The organism is Pseudomonas sp. CFBP13509 (genome assembly GCF_005233485.1).
GTDB lineage: Bacteria > Pseudomonadota > Gammaproteobacteria > Pseudomonadales > Pseudomonadaceae > Aquipseudomonas > Aquipseudomonas marginalis.
The window spans coordinates 490,738-505,152 of the sequence record NZ_QGAA01000002.1 but is presented as its reverse complement, the minus strand read 5'-3'; the positions used below and the strand labels follow the sequence as shown (position 1 = coordinate 505,152).

Sequence of the window (14,415 nt, the reverse complement as noted above, 5' to 3'; positions counted from 1 at the left end):
GAGGCTGTATTGACATGGTTACAATAGAAATCCGACCAGTAGCACGAGTTGTACACAATTCTCTAACTTACTGTTTTAGCTCGGGAACTTAAGTGGTTTTTGCGAGTCTTTAGCTACTTCGGAACGGCCGCTTTTATGCAAAAGCGGCCTTTTTTGTGTCCGAAATGATCAGTCAGGCCGAACGCGCCGTGATCAGCCCATTGTCACTGGCAGCTTCCAAACGTATCGCCACGAACTTCGACGTCGGTGTATGGCTGCCATCCCCGGTGCTTTCCAGCGGCACCAACGGGTTCACTTCCGGGTAGTAAGCCGCAGCCTGCCCCGCCGGAATATCAAACGCCAGCAAGGTGAAGCCCTTCACCCGACGCTCGCGGCCGTCTTCCCACAACGACACGATGTCGGCTTTCTGCCCCGGCTTGAAGCCCAGGCGGATGATGTCGGCTTCGTTGACGAACAGCACGTCACGCTGGCCTTTGACCCCGCGATAGCGGTCGTCCAGGCCATAAATGGTGGTGTTGTACTGATCGTGGGAGCGCATCGATTGCATGATCAGGTCCGGCACGTGGCCCGTGGCATGGGTGCGCTCGTGGATCAGGTCCTTGGGCAGGATGTTCGGGCGGAAGTTGGCACGGCCCGAAGGCGTGTTCCAGCGTCGGGCACCGGCGGAGTTGCCCAGGTAGAAACCACCGGGGTGTTTCAGGCGTTCGTTGAAGTCCTTGAAGCCTGGGATGGTATCGGCGATCAGGTCGCGAATGCGGCTGTAATCGGCCACCAACCAGTTCCAGTCCACCGGTTTGCTGCCCAGGGTTGCGGCGGCGATGCCGGCGAGGATGGCCGGTTCCGATTTCATCAACTTCGACAGCGGCTGCAGTTGGCCGTTGGAGTCGTGGACCATGCTGAACGAGTCTTCTACCGTCACCGCTTGCGGACCTTCGGCCTGGATGTCGATGTCGGTGCGGCCCAGGCACGGCAGGATCAGCGCGTCCTTGCCGTGCATCAGGTGGCTGCGGTTGAGCTTGGTGCTGATCTGCACGGTCAGGTCGCAATTGCGCAGTGCTTCGAAGGTGCGCGGGCTGTCCGGCGTGGCTTGGGCGAAGTTGCCACCCAGGCCGATAAACACCTTGGAGCGACCTTCAAGCATGGCGTGGATCGCTTCCACCACGTTGTGCCCGTTGGTGCGCGGCACCTGGAACTGGAAGCGTCGCTCCAAGGCGTCGAGGAACGCCACCGGTGGGCGTTCGTTGATGCCCATGGTGCGGTCGCCCTGCACGTTGCTGTGGCCACGCACCGGGCACAGGCCGGCGCCGGGGCGGCCGATGTTGCCGCGCAGCAGCATCAGGTTGGCGATTTCCTGGATGGTCGGCACCGAGTGGCGGTGCTGGGTGATACCCATCGCCCAGCACATGATCACGTTCTTGCCCTTGGCGTACATGCGTGCCGCTTGCTCGATCTCGACCAGGGTCAGGCCGGACTGTTCGACGATTTCATCCCAGGAGGTGTCGTCGATCTGGCCCAGGTAATCCAGCACGTTGGCCGTGTGTTCATTGAGGAAGTCGTGGTCGAACACCGCTTCCTTGCCTTCGGCCTGAGCCTGGCGCTCCCACAGCAGCAGGAACTTGGCCATGCCGCGCAGGATCGCCATGTCGCCACCCAGGGCCGGGCGGAAGTACGCGGTGTTGGTCGGCTTGTCGCCGTTGGTGAGCATTTCCAGCGGATGCTGCGGATGCTGGAAGCGCTCCAGGCCGCGCTCCTTGAGGGGGTTGATGCACACCACCTGGGCACCGCGTTTGACCGCTTCACGCAGCGGTTCGAGCATGCGCGGGTGGTTGGTGCCGGGGTTCTGGCCCCAGACGAATATCGCATCGGCATGTTCGAAGTCATCAAAGGTCACGGTGCCTTTGCCGACCCCCACGCTCTGCGCCAGGGCGACGCCGCTGGCCTCGTGGCACATGTTCGAGCAGTCCGGGAAGTTGTTGGTGCCGTAGGCGCGCACAAACAGCTGGTACAGGTACGCCGCTTCGTTACTGGCACGGCCCGAGGTGTAGAACTCGGCCATGTCCGGGCTGGGCAGGGCGTTGAGGTGCTTGCCGACCAGGTCGAAGGCCGCTTCCCAGCTGATGGGCTGGTAGCGATCGGTTTCGGCGTCGTAGCGCATGGGCTCGGTCAGGCGGCCTTGGTACTCGAGCCAATAGTCGCTTTGCTCCAGCAGCGCGGTGACGCTGTGCTTGGCGAAAAACGCTGCGTCAACGCGGCGCTTGGTGGCTTCCCAGTTGACCGCCTTGGCGCCGTTCTCGCAGAACTTGACCATGCCGCTTTCCGGCGAGTCGCCCCAGGCGCAGCCCGGGCAGTCGAAGCCGCCGTTCTGGTTGGTCTTGAGCATCATGCGCAGGTTTTTCAGCGCGTTGTCACTGGTCAACCACGCCTGTGCCACGCTGATCAGCGCGCCCCAGCCGCCAGCCGGGCCCTTGTAAGGCTTGTAGCGCGGGGTTGGGGTTTGGTCGGCTTGATGATGATTGCTCACGGCTGGTTCTCCATCGCAGGGCTGTAGACCCGCGGCGCACTTTTCTGCGGCAGGTGGATGAGATTGAGGTTATGCCGGCGAGCCCATTGCAGGGCCAGGCCGGTGGGCGACGACAGGCTGACCAGGGTCTGGATGCCCGCGCGCAGGACTTTCTGGATCAATTCGAGGCTGCAACGGCTGGTGACAATCGCCAGCCCGCCGTCGGTGGGGATCCGTTGGCGGATCAGCGCACCGATCAACTTGTCGAGGGCGTTGTGCCGGCCGATGTCTTCACGGCCCATCAGCAATTCGCCCTGGTTATTCATGAACACAGCCGCATGCACAGCGCCGCTGCACTGGCCCAAAGGCTGGAACGCGCTGATGCGCTGGCGCAGGCCGTCGAGCCATTCGGCAGGCGGCAAGGGCGCGCCGGGCAGCACTTGAAGGTCCGGCAGGGCCTGTTCAACGGCTTCCACTCCGCACAGGCCGCAGCCGCTGGTACCTGCCAGCTGGCGGCGCTGCTGCTTGAGGTTCCAGAACGCACGGCTGGAGATCTGCACCTGAGCGTATTGGGCCGAACCCGAACCGCTGAGTTTCAGATCATAAATATCGCTGACGTCTGCGATAATGCCGCTGCCGATGCTGAACCCGACAATAAAGTCTTCCAGGTCCGTGGGCGTGACCAGCATGACGGCCTGGCTGATGTCGTTATAGGCAATCGCCAACGCCACTTCTTCCGCCAAGGCGGTGCTGGTGACTTCAGTGTGCTCAAGGTTGCAAAACTGGTAGCTCTGGCTGGCGACGGGCGCGGACGTTTCCGGAGCAGGCGCCGCGCAGACTGGGCGCTTGGCGTTCATGGGGCAGTACCACCGGCGGATTGATCAGTGTTTAGACTAGGCGCGACAAAGCGTCGCGTCTAATTGCCAGTACTGATCTACCGATAGATGACGTCGATCAAGACTCTGTTTGCGATTTCTGAAACAGCGCGAAACACGCCTCTGCCAATGCCGAACGCGGTGCGCTGCGCCGCATGATCAGGCCCAGGCGCGCCAGGGTGTGGGCGTCTTCGATAGGTTGCAGGCGCAAATGTTCGGTGAGGGCGTCCAGACCGCCGTCCAGCGGCATGACGGCGCAGCACAGTCCGCCATGCACAGCTTGTAACAACTGATGGACGGCGTCGGTTTGTAACAGCGGCTGCGGGTGCAGGCCCCGGCTGTGGAAGTTGTGGTCGATGGACTGACGGAAGTGCATGCCACTGGTGAGCATGCCCAGGGGCAGTTCGATCAATGCCTCCCAGCTCAGCGGCTTGTCGCCAAAACTGAAATAGCGCTGGTCGTAGAGCAGGCCCATGCGGGTATCGCCGAGGGCCAGGGAATCGAAGCGCTCGTTGTCCAGGCGGTCGAGGTAGGACACGCCCAGGTCCAGGCGATTGCTCGCCAACTGTTCGAGGATCTGCTCGGAGCTGAGGGCCGAAAGCTCAAAGCGCAGGCTCGGATGCTCCTTGTGCAGTTGTTGCATCAACGCCAGCGGATCAAAGCTCGACAACGGCACCACACCCAGGCGCAACGTACCCACCAGGTTGCCACGGCAGGCGGCGGCTTCGGCCTGCAAGCCGTCATAGGCCGCCAGCACCGTGCGGGCCCAGGCCAGCACGCGCTCGCCGGGGGCGGTGAACCCTTCGAAACGCTGGCCGCGATTGACCAGCGGCAAGTCCAGCTCTTCTTCAAGGTTGCGCAGGCGCATCGACAGGGTTGGCTGGGTGATGTGGCAACGCGCCGCGGCCTGGCCGAAGTGACGGGTCTCGTCGAGGGCGATGAGGAATTTCAGCTGCTTGATGTCCATCTTCGCTCCAGGGCTTATTCCAATGGCGGGGGGATTCTAGCGCGTTTGCGTCTTTGGTCGGGCTGGAACCCAAGTCTGCCGGACTGGTCTAGTCTTGGGCATCTGGAAATCAACTACCAAGGAGAGCGCACTATGAGCATTTTCAGCTTTATCAAAGAAGCCGGCGAAAAGATTGTCGACCTGTTGACGCCGGGTAATGCCAATGCGAGTGAGCAGTTGAAGGAACACGTAGCGAAGGTGGGTCTGGGGAATCCGAATGTGCAGACCACGGTAGAGGGCGACAAGGTGACCGTGACCGGTGAAGTCGCCACCCAGGAAGAGAAAGAGAAGATTCTGCTGGCGCTGGGTAACATCCAAGGCGTGGCCAGTGTGGATGACCAGATCACCGTAACCGGCCCGGCAGTGACCGCCGCCCGTTTCGTCGTGGTGAAAAAGGGTGACACCCTCAGCGCGATTTCCCTGACGGTGTACGGCAACGCCAACCTGTACAACAAGATCTTCGAGGCCAACAAGCCGCTGTTGTCCCATCCAGACAAGATTTACCCAGGGCAGACGCTGCGTATTCCTGAGTAATACACGGGCGAAAAGGTGGGAGGGGGCTTGCTCCCGATAGCTGAGTGTCAGTCGACATCAAGTTGACTGATCCACCGCTATCGGGAGCAAGCCCCCTCCCACATGGTTCAGAGCCCGGCAATGAGATCCCGGTAATCCTCGACCGCCGCAAATTCCCCGGTGTCCTTCGGCCCTTTTTGGCTGTCCGGCTCTTTCACCGCCAGTAAATGCCCCACGCCAAACGCCTGGGCACTGCGCAGGATCGGCAGGGTGTCGTCGATAAACAGGCTGCGAGCCGGATCGAACTGGATGTCAGCCTGCAAGGCATCCCAGAACTGCGGGTTTTCCTTGGCGAAGCCGTAGTCGTGGGAGCTGATCAATCGCTCGAAGTACGGCGCCAGTTCAATGCGCTCCAACTTCAGTGACAGCGAGTCACGGTGGGCATTGGTGATCAGGATCACGCGCTTGCCTGCCCGTTTGATCGCCGCCAGGAAGGTATCGGCATCCGGGCGCAGGGCGATCAGGTGGGCGGTTTCCAGCTTGAGTTCGCGCACCGGGATGTTCAGCTCCGCACTCCAGAAATCCAGGCAATACCATTGCAACTGTCCGGCGTTACGCTCGAACAGAGGCTGCAACTCCATTTCGGCCATGGCCCGGCTCACCCCGTGCAGCTCGGCGTAACGCTGGGGCAGGTGCTCCATCCAGAAGTGGTTGTCGTAATGCAGGTCGAGCAGGGTGCCGTCCATGTCCAGCAGGACGGTGTCGATGGCGTGCCAGGGCAAAGAGGGCATGGTGCGGTCTCATGTAAGTAAAGATATCCGACACAGACAATCGGAAAAGCCACGGTATAGTAACCCGATCACGCCAAGGAGCCGCTTATGCGCCAGAAACCCACCGTCCTCGCCCGCGAAATAGTCGCCAGTAGCCGTTTGTTCCGCGTGGAGGAAGTGCAATTGCGCTTTTCCAATGGCGTTGAACGGACCTACGAGCGCCTGGTGGGCCGCGGTGCCGGCTACGGCGCAGTGATGATCGTGGCGATGATCGACGAAGATCATGCGTTGCTGGTTGAAGAGTACTGCGGCGGTACCGATGAGTATGAGCTGTCCTTGCCCAAGGGCCTGATCGAACCCGGCGAAGACGTGCTGGCGGCAGCAGACCGTGAACTCAAGGAAGAAGCCGGCTACGGCGCACGGCAGTTGGAACACATTACCGAGCTGTCGTTGTCTCCTGGCTACATGAGCCAGAAAATCCAGGTGGTGCTCGCCACCGAACTCTATGAAGAACGCCTGGAAGGCGATGAGCCCGAGCCGATGCGTGTGGACCGGGTCAACCTGCGCGAGCTGTCGCAGCTTGCGCAAAACGAGCAGTTCAGCGAAGGCCGCGCCCTGGCGGCGTTGTACCTGGTACGAGATTTGTTGATTCAGCGTGGAGCGTTTACCCCATGAGCGAACTGTTTTTAGGCCACCCGTTTATCGCCCCTGTGATCGAGCTGGCCCGCCAGGCGGGTGAAGTGATCCTGCCGTACTGGCGCGCCGATGTGGCGGTGACCTCCAAGGCCGATGATTCGCCGGTCACGGCGGCCGACCTGGCCGCCCACCATCTGATTCTTGCGGGCCTCACCGCACTCGACCCGAGCATCCCGGTGCTGTCCGAAGAAGACGCCGACATCGACCAGAGCGTACGGGCCGGCTGGCAGCGCTGGTGGTTGGTGGACCCGCTGGATGGCACTAAGGAATTTATCGCCGGCAGCGAAGAATTCACCGTCAATATTGCCCTGGTCGAACAGGGTCGCGTGGTGTTCGGCGTGGTGTCCATGCCCACCAGTGGCCGTTGCTACTTCGGTGGAGCCGGCCTGGGGGCGTGGCGCTCCGATGTGAACGAAGCGCCCAGGCAGATCCAGGTGCGCGAGGCCCCAGCAGTGGGTGAGGCGTTTACCGTGGTCGCCAGCCGCCGGCATACCAGCCCCGAGCAAGAGCGTCTGCTGGACGGTTTGAGCGAAGGGTTGGGGGAGTTGAAACTGGCGAATATCGGCAGTTCGTTGAAGTTTTGCCTGTTGGCCGAGGGCAGTGCCGATTGCTACCCGCGGCTGGCGCCGACTTCGCAGTGGGATACGGCGGCGGCGCAGGGTGTATTGGAAGGGGCGGGCGGCGAGGTGCTGGAGTTGAGTGGCGAGCCGTTCAGCTATCCGGCGCGGGCGTCGTTGCTGAATCCGTTTTTCCTGGCGTTGCCGGCGAAGGCGGCGTGGCGTGAGCGGTTGCTGACCTTGGCCCGCTCTTAATACCTCAGCCGATCTAAATGTGGGAGGGGCGGTGCCCCTCCCACATTTGTTTTGTGTATTGGCTTCTAGCGGTGCAGGACGTATTGGCCGGTGAACGTAACGGCCCGCTCTTCACTGCCCTCATTCGCGATCCAGGTGTCCAACGCCAGCCGCGCCCGGCCATAGCGCTTGTAGGTCGCCAAAAAGCGCTTCCACACCTTCTCCTCCGGCGCCGCGCAAATGGCGGTCGCGTCGTGCGTCACCGGCAGCGGATAGCTGATCTGCCCTTCCTGAATCACGATATGCCCGTCTTCAATCCCTTCCTCGCGCAGTTGCAGGTGCATCCAGCCCCAACCCGCCAGCACCGCGCCGCAGTAGAGGCTGCCGCCGAACATGGTGCTCTTGTGGTTGATATTGGCTTGCAAAGGCAGGTGCAGCTGCAGTTGCCCGTCTTGCCAGTCGAGTACCTTGAGGCCCATTTCGCGGGTCAGGGGGATGTCGTGGTGGAGGATGGATTCCAGGTAACGGCTGTCACGGCTCATGGGGGCCTCTTGATGGGTGGGCAGGGTCATTCGTCGTCAGCACTTTGGTTGGCGAAGTTCAGGCCGTGCTTGCGCAGTTTGTCGTGCAGGGTCTTGCGCGGTACGCCGAGGGCTTCTGCGAGGCTGCGCATGGAGCTGTGGGGGCGGGTCAGTTCGGCGGCGATCAGGCTTTTTTCGAACTGCTCGACCTGTTCGCTCAAGCCGCCCGGCGTGGAAGTCAGCACGCTGCTGGCGGGATTGTCCGGGGTGCTGTCCAGCGCCAGCTCCAGGCCCAACGCAAAGCGCTCGGCGGCGTTCTGCAATTCGCGCACATTGCCCGGCCAGCTATGACGCAACAGCAGGGCACGCTGGCCCGGTTGCAGCTCGTGCAAAGGCAGGCCGTGGCGACTGCTGGCTTCGTCGGCGAAGTGCTGGAACAGCATCAACGCATCTTCACCGCGCTCGCGCAGTGGCGGAATACGCAACGGCGCGACGTTGAGGCGGTAGTACAAGTCGGCGCGGAAGCGGCCCTGGTCGGCGGCCTGGCGCAGGTCTTCCTTGGTGGCGGCGATGATGCGGATATCCAGCGGGATCAGCTGGTTGCCGCCGAGGCGCTCCACCACACGCTCCTGTAACAGGCGCAGCAGCTTGACCTGCACGTCCAGGCTCATGCTTTCGATTTCATCGAGGAACAACGTGCCGCCGTTGGCGAATTCGAATTTGCCGATGCGGCGTTTCTGCGCGCCGGTAAAGGCGCCGGGCTCATGGCCGAACAGTTCGCTCTCCACCACCGACTCGGCCAACGCCCCGGCATTGATCGCCACAAACGGCCCGCTGCGCCGGCTCGACAGGTCGTGCAGCGCGCGGGCCACCACTTCCTTGCCGGCGCCGGTTTCGCCGAGGATCAGCACATCCGCGCGGGTTGCTGCCAGGGCGCCGATCTGCTCGCGCAGGCGCAGCATCTGTGGCGAGTGCCCCACCAGGCGGGTGCTCAGTTGTTGGCGGTCACTGAGGGCCAGGCGCAGGCTGCGGTTGTCGAGCACCAGCCGGCGCAGGGCCAGGGCGCGGCGCACGCTGTCGAGCAGGGCGTCGCTGGCGAAGGGTTTTTCGAGGAAGTCATAGGCCCCCGCGCGCATGGCCTGCACCGCCAGCGGCACGTCGCCGTGGCCGGTGATCAGCAGCACCGGCAGGTCCGGATCCTGGCCGTGCAGCTCGGCCAGCAGCTCCAGGCCGTCCATGCCGGGCATGCGGATGTCGCTGACCACCACGCCCGGCCAATCCCGCGACAGGCGCGCGGTGAGGCCGGTGGCTTCGCCCAGGGGCAGGACGTTCAGCCCGGCCAGGTCCAGGGTCTGGCACAGGGCCTGACGCAAGTGTGGATCATCGTCGATCAACACCACCTGAATCTGGTTATCGATACTCATACACTGCGGTCCTCGGACGGTTGCAGACTGACGCCCGGCGAGCCGGCGCGCAATTTCAAGGTTAACAGCGCGCCGCCTTCCTTGTGGTTGGCAAACAGCAGTTCGCCGCCAAAGGCACGCATCAGGGTTTCACAGATCGCCAGGCCCAGGCCCAAGCCCTGGGTGCGGGTCTTGGTGGTGTAGAACGGTTCGCTGGCGCGGCCCAGGGCTTCCATGCAAAAGCCTGGGCCATTGTCGCGAATGTACAGGTTGACGCCCTGGGCGGTGGTTTCGGCACTCAGCCACAGTTTGCGCGGCGGGCCTTTTTCGGTAAGGGCGTCGAGGGCGTTGGCCAGCAGGTTGCCCAGCACCTGGCGCAGGCGGGTTTCGCCGGCCTGCACCCACAGGGTCGCTTCCGGCAAATCGCGGATCAGCTCGACTTCCATCGAGCGCCGCCGCTTGGCCAGCAAGGCCAGCGCATCGTCCAGCGCCGGTTGCAGGGCCACGCTCTCCGGGGCATGGCGATCGCGCCGGGCGAAGGCGCGCAGGTGCGCGATGATCGAGGCCATGCGCCCGGTCAGTTCGCTGATCAGCTTGAGATTGCCCCGGGCATCGCTGGTGCGCTCGTGGTCGAGCAGGATCTCGGCGTTTTCCGCATAGCTGCGGATCGCCGCCAGGGGTTGATTGAGTTCGTGGCTGATACTTGCCGACATGGTGCCCAGCGCTGACAGCTTGCCGGCCTGCACCAAGTCATCCTGGGCGCGCACCAGTTCCTGCTGGGCGTGTTCGCGCTCCAGCACCTCCTGTTTGAGGCGACGGTTGAGGCCTTCCAGATCGCTGGTCCGTTCGACCACGCGCATCTCCAGCTCGCGGCGGGCCTTGGCTTCGAAGGCGATGCGTTCCAGGTAGTGGCGACGGCGCTGCATCAACAGGCCCAGCAGCAGCATCAACACCAGCAACGTGGCGCCGCCCACGGCGACCACCGTGCGCACCGGGCGGCTGATCAAGGATTGCGGTGCAAGGATCTCCACATTCCAGCCGGTCTCGGCAATGGCGGTGGATTGGCGCAGCCATGCGCTGTTGCTCAGGCTCAACGGTTGCGGATCGCGCGTGGGGTAGGGCTGGATGGCGATGATGGCCTGGCGTTCTTCGGCGGTCAGCGGCCGGGTGGCCCGGAAGCGCCATTGCGGGCGTGACGTGAGGATCACCACGCCGTTGTGGTCGGTGACCAATAGTTGTTCCGGGGTATTGCCCCACAGGCTTTCGGTGTGGTCCAGGTCGACCTTGACCACCAGTACGCCGATGATCGTGTCGCCATCGCGCACTGCGGCGGCGAAGAAATAGCCGCGCTTGGCCGAGGTGGTGCCCAGCCCGAAAAACCGCCCCAGGCGCCCGGCCATGGCTTCGCTGAAATAGGGCCGGAACGAGAAGTTGCGCCCGACGAAACTGTCCTGCTTGTCCCAATTGGACGCGGCGAGGGTCTTGCCGGTGGTGTCCATCAAATACATCACTTCCACCCCGGCCTGGGCGGCGACGTCCTTGAGCAGCAGGTTGGCGTTGACCAGGTTGGTACTGACCTGCGGTGCGTCCAGTGCCGTGCGCAAGGCCGGCAAGTCGCCGAGGATCTGCGGCAGCACTTCATAGCGATGCAGGGTGCCCAGCAGGTTGGCGACGTACAGGTCGAGGGTCTGGCGGTTTTGCCCGGCCAGTTCGCTGCGATAGTAACGCTCGGCCAAGTGCTCCAGCGGCCACAGCAACGGTGCCAGGCACAGGGCCAACAGGGCAAGGCTGCGCCAGCGGGGTCTTCGCGGAAGGGGTGGAGTCATGGGAGTCGTGCGCCTGTGGGTACAGGCGCATTATGCCTAGTGCTGCCCGGCAAGACACTCGCGCAATGCGTCTTGCCACAAGGGCTGGCTGACGTGCCATTGCTGGCGCAGGTGGCTGCAATCCAGACGTGAGTTCAGCGGGCGCCGGGCGGGGGTCGGGTAGGCGCTGGACGGGATCGCCTCCAGTTCGGCACAGGCGCGGCCACTGGCGCGCAGGTGCTCGCCGATCGCCTGGGCAAAGCCGAACCACGAGGTTTCACCCTCGGCGGTCAGGTGGTAGATGCCCCATTCCCCGGCCTTGCCCGCCTGCCAGCGTTCGATCAGGGCGCGCGTACTGGCGGCAATGGTCCCGGCCCACGTCGGCGCGCCGATCTGGTCGGCGACGATGCGCAGGTGGGGTTTTTCTTGCAGCAGGCGCTGCATGGTCAGCAGGAAGTTCTTGCCGTGGTTGGAGTAGACCCAGCTGGTGCGCAGGATCAGGTACTGGCCTCCCACTGCGGCAATCGCCTGTTCACCCGCCAGTTTGCTCTGGCCGTAGACGCCCAGGGGATTGGGTGTGTCAGCTTCGGTGTAGGGCGCAGGCTTGCTGCCGTCGAACACGTAGTCGGTGGAATAGTGGATCAACGGGCTGCCCAAGGCCTTGGCTTCCTCGGCGAGAATCCCGGGGGCGGTGGCGTTGATGGCGAAGGCGAGGTCCGCTTCGCTTTCGGCCTGATCCACAGCCGTGTGGGCGGCGGCGTTGATGATCAGGTCGGGGCGATGGGCGCGCACCTGCTGGCGGATGTGCTTGGCGTCGGCCAGATCGAGGTGCTCGCGGCCGAGTACAATCAGTTCGCCCAGGCCCTGGAGCTGCTGTTGCAGTGCCTGGGAGACTTGGCCATGTTGGCCGGTAATCAGGATTTTCATGGGAATAGATCGGCGTCTTTCAGGCTTTTGCCGCTCTGGTCCTTGGAAGACAAGGTTGGAGGCCCCGTCAATTGCCAGTCGATATTGAGGTCCGGATCGTCCCAGCGGATGCAGCGCTCTGCAGAGGGTGTGTAGTAATCAGTCGTCTTGTAGAGGAATTCTGCGTAGTCGCTGAGCACCACAAAACCATGGGCGAACCCCGGAGGAATCCACAGTTGGCGACTGTTTTCGGTCGATAGCCGAACGCTGGCCCATTTGCCAAATGCAGGTGAGCTCTGACGTATATCCACTGCGACGTCTAACACCTCACCGGCAGTCACTCGCACCAATTTGCCCTGAGCGTGTTCCACTTGGTAATGCAGGCCGCGCAACACGCCTCTTTGTGAGCGCGAGTGGTTGTCCTGAACAAACTCTTGCTGCAGCCCGGTTGCTTGCGCAAAGTCCCGGGCATTGAAACTCTCATAGAAAAAACCGCGTTCATCGCCAAAAACCTTCGGCTCGATGATCAATACCCCGGGCAACTCAGTGGCGGATACATTCATATGGATTATCCCCTGCGAGGGTGAACAAGTATTGACCGTAGCCGGTCTTGCCAAAATATTTGGCCCGCTCCAGCAAGTATTCACGGTCAATCCAGCGGTTCTGGTAAGCAATTTCTTCCAGGCAGGCTACTTTCAGGCCCTGGCGATGCTCGATGGTCTGCACGTAGAGCGAAGCTTCCAACAGGCTGTCGTGGGTGCCTGTATCGAGCCAAGCGAAGCCGCGCCCAAAACGTTCCACATGCAGGTCGCCGCGCTTGAGATAGGCGTTGTTGACGTCGGTAATCTCAAGCTCGCCACGATGTGAAGGTTTCACGGCTTTGGCGATCTCGATCACGTCGTTGTCGTAGAAGTAAAGGCCGGTTACGGCATAGGGGGACTTTGGCTTCAGTGGTTTCTCTTCAATCGACAGGGCGCGACCATCCTTGTCGAAGTCGATCACGCCAAATCGTTCTGGGTCTTTTACCCAATAACCAAATACCGTCGCGCCGGAAGGACGCCTGGCTGCAGTCCGCAACTGTTCGCCGAAATATTGGCCGTGGAAAATGTTGTCACCCAGGATCAGGCATACCGGGTCATTACCGATAAATTCTTCGCCAATGATAAATGCCTGGGCCAAGCCATCCGGCGACGGCTGCTCGGCATAGGTGAAGCGCACGCCGAACTGGCTGCCATCGCCCAGCAAGTTACGATACTGCGGCAAGTCCACTGGCGTGGAAATCACGAGGATGTCTTTGATTCCCGCCAGCATCAGCACCGAGATCGGGTAATAGATCATCGGCTTGTCATACACTGGCAGCAGCTGCTTGGACACGCCCAGGGTAATGGGGTGCAAGCGAGTGCCTGAGCCTCCTGCCAATACGATTCCCTTCATCATGCAATCAGATCCTTCATGTCGGTGTTGCCCAATCGTTCACCCTGATAACTGCCGTCCTGTACCCGGCGGCACCATTCCAGGTTGTCGAGGTACCACTGTACGGTCTTGCGCAGGCCGGTCTCGAACGTTTCTTCCGGGACCCAGCCCAGTTCGCGTTCGATCTTGCTGGCGTCGATTGCATAGCGCTGATCGTGGCCCGGTCGATCTTTGACGAACGTGATCAGGTCGGCAAATTTTTCCACACCGGCCGGACGTTGCGGTGCCAATTCTTCCAGCAGGCCGCAGATGCCTCGTACCACGTCGATGTTTTTTTGCTCATTGTGGCCGCCGATATTGTAGGTCTCGCCGACCACACCTTCAGTTACCACTTTCAGAAGTGCGCGGGCATGGTCCTCGACGAACAGCCAGTCGCGCACCTGCAAACCATTACCATAGACCGGTAATGGCTTGCCCGCGAGCGCGTTGAGGATGACCAGCGGGATCAACTTCTCGGGGAAGTGGAAAGGGCCGTAGTTGTTCGAACAATTGGTCAGCAATACCGGCAGGCCGTAGGTGCGCTGCCAGGCACGTACCAGGTGGTCGGACGCCGCCTTGCTCGCGGAGTAAGGTGAACTGGGCGCGTAAGGCGTGGTTTCGGTGAAAAGATCGTCAACGCCGTGCAGGTCGCCGTACACCTCATCGGTGGAGATGTGATGGAAACGGAAAGCGCTCTTGGAGGGCTCCGCCAGCGTGTGCCAGTACGCGCGGGTGGCCTCCAGCAGGCTGTAGGTGCCGACGATATTGGTCTGGATAAAATCCGACGGCCCGTCAATCGAACGATCGACATGGGATTCTGCAGCCAAGTGCATGATTGCCTGTGGCTCGAAGCGCGTCAGCACGGCGCTGACGCTGGCCTGGTCAATGATATCGGCCTGTACGAACTCATAGCGGCTGTTGGACGCAATGCTGTTCAGTGATTCCAGATTGCCGGCATAGGTAAGTTTGTCCAGGTTGAGCACTTCGTGTTCGGTGTTTTGGATCAGATGGCGGATCAGGGCGGAGCCGATAAATCCAGCGCCGCCGGTGATGAGAATGCGCATGTCGGAGGGCCTTTTCCTTAGACGGACATTAAGCGAATGAAGCATAGCTTGAGTTGTGCGGAAGATAGGCGCAAGCGCGGTATGCGTAGGGGGGTTGCCTAACTCACCTGAAC

General features: G+C 62.0%; 14 protein-coding genes. 3 read left to right on the top strand and 11 right to left on the bottom strand.

Annotated elements, in window-relative coordinates:
* Positions 1–172: 172 nt before the first annotated feature.
* From PspCFBP13509_RS05665 to PspCFBP13509_RS05655, 3 genes are all read right to left on the bottom strand, one after another.
* On the bottom strand, positions 173–2,521 hold the full coding sequence (locus PspCFBP13509_RS05665) for an FdhF/YdeP family oxidoreductase (protein ID WP_065925805.1): 2,349 nt from the start codon (positions 2,519–2,521) through the stop codon (positions 173–175).
* On the bottom strand, positions 2,518–3,357 hold the full coding sequence (fdhD, locus tag PspCFBP13509_RS05660; protein WP_065946706.1) for a formate dehydrogenase accessory sulfurtransferase FdhD: 840 nt from the start codon (positions 3,355–3,357) through the stop codon (positions 2,518–2,520). The genes PspCFBP13509_RS05665 and fdhD overlap by 4 nt, the downstream gene beginning before the upstream one ends.
* 97 nt (positions 3,358–3,454) lie before the next feature.
* Positions 3,455–4,342 (bottom strand): LysR family transcriptional regulator, encoded by an 888-nt coding sequence (locus PspCFBP13509_RS05655; RefSeq protein WP_065946705.1) that lies wholly within the window; start codon positions 4,340–4,342, stop codon positions 3,455–3,457.
* A gap of 132 nt (positions 4,343–4,474) precedes the next feature.
* On the opposite strand from PspCFBP13509_RS05655, the gene lysM reads away from it, so the two are divergent.
* On the top strand, positions 4,475–4,915 hold the full coding sequence (gene lysM, locus PspCFBP13509_RS05650; protein WP_065946704.1) for a peptidoglycan-binding protein LysM: 441 nt from the start codon (positions 4,475–4,477) through the stop codon (positions 4,913–4,915).
* A gap of 107 nt (positions 4,916–5,022) precedes the next feature.
* Here the strand turns inward: lysM and yrfG are convergent, their stop codons facing one another.
* The gene (gene yrfG, locus PspCFBP13509_RS05645; protein WP_065946703.1) at positions 5,023–5,685 is read right to left on the bottom strand and encodes a GMP/IMP nucleotidase; all 663 of its coding nucleotides are present in this window, start codon (positions 5,683–5,685) and stop codon (positions 5,023–5,025) included.
* Positions 5,686–5,772: 87 nt separating this feature from the next.
* Here yrfG and nudE point away from each other — a divergent pair, with 87 nt between their 5' ends.
* Positions 5,773–6,339 (top strand): ADP compounds hydrolase NudE, encoded by a 567-nt coding sequence (gene nudE, locus PspCFBP13509_RS05640; protein ID WP_027605134.1) that lies wholly within the window; start codon positions 5,773–5,775, stop codon positions 6,337–6,339.
* Complete coding sequence (gene cysQ / locus PspCFBP13509_RS05635; protein ID WP_027605133.1) at positions 6,336–7,172, top strand: 3'(2'),5'-bisphosphate nucleotidase CysQ; 837 nt, start codon at positions 6,336–6,338, stop codon at positions 7,170–7,172. The genes nudE and cysQ overlap by 4 nt, the downstream gene beginning before the upstream one ends.
* Before the next feature lie 65 nt (positions 7,173–7,237).
* Here the strand turns inward: cysQ and PspCFBP13509_RS05630 are convergent, their stop codons facing one another.
* The 7 genes from PspCFBP13509_RS05630 to rfbB are packed head-to-tail and all read right to left on the bottom strand — an operon-like array spanning position 7,238 to position 14,302.
* Positions 7,238–7,693 carry a YiiD C-terminal domain-containing protein gene (locus tag PspCFBP13509_RS05630; RefSeq protein WP_065925798.1) on the bottom strand — a complete coding sequence of 152 codons (456 nt, stop codon included), beginning with the start codon at positions 7,691–7,693 and terminating at the stop codon, positions 7,238–7,240.
* A 26-nt stretch (positions 7,694–7,719) separates the two neighbouring features.
* Positions 7,720–9,096 (bottom strand): sigma-54-dependent transcriptional regulator, encoded by a 1,377-nt coding sequence (locus PspCFBP13509_RS05625; RefSeq protein ID WP_065925797.1) that lies wholly within the window; start codon positions 9,094–9,096, stop codon positions 7,720–7,722.
* Positions 9,093–10,901: a sensor histidine kinase gene (locus tag PspCFBP13509_RS05620; RefSeq protein ID WP_065925796.1), complete on the bottom strand. Its 1,809-nt coding sequence runs from the start codon at positions 10,899–10,901 to the stop codon at positions 9,093–9,095. The genes PspCFBP13509_RS05625 and PspCFBP13509_RS05620 overlap by 4 nt, the downstream gene beginning before the upstream one ends.
* A gap of 36 nt (positions 10,902–10,937) precedes the next feature.
* Entirely contained in the window at positions 10,938–11,807 is an 870-nt protein-coding gene (rfbD, locus tag PspCFBP13509_RS05615; protein WP_137211678.1) for a dTDP-4-dehydrorhamnose reductase, read from the bottom strand.
* A complete protein-coding gene (gene rfbC / locus PspCFBP13509_RS05610; RefSeq protein ID WP_065925794.1) occupies positions 11,804–12,349 on the bottom strand; it encodes a dTDP-4-dehydrorhamnose 3,5-epimerase in 546 nt (181 codons plus the stop codon). The genes rfbD and rfbC overlap by 4 nt, the downstream gene beginning before the upstream one ends.
* Complete coding sequence (rfbA, locus tag PspCFBP13509_RS05605; protein ID WP_065925793.1) at positions 12,330–13,223, bottom strand: glucose-1-phosphate thymidylyltransferase RfbA; 894 nt, start codon at positions 13,221–13,223, stop codon at positions 12,330–12,332. The genes rfbC and rfbA overlap by 20 nt, the downstream gene beginning before the upstream one ends.
* A complete protein-coding gene (rfbB, locus tag PspCFBP13509_RS05600; RefSeq protein ID WP_065925792.1) occupies positions 13,220–14,302 on the bottom strand; it encodes a dTDP-glucose 4,6-dehydratase in 1,083 nt (360 codons plus the stop codon). The genes rfbA and rfbB overlap by 4 nt, the downstream gene beginning before the upstream one ends.
* Between the last annotated feature and the right edge of the window lie 113 nt (positions 14,303–14,415).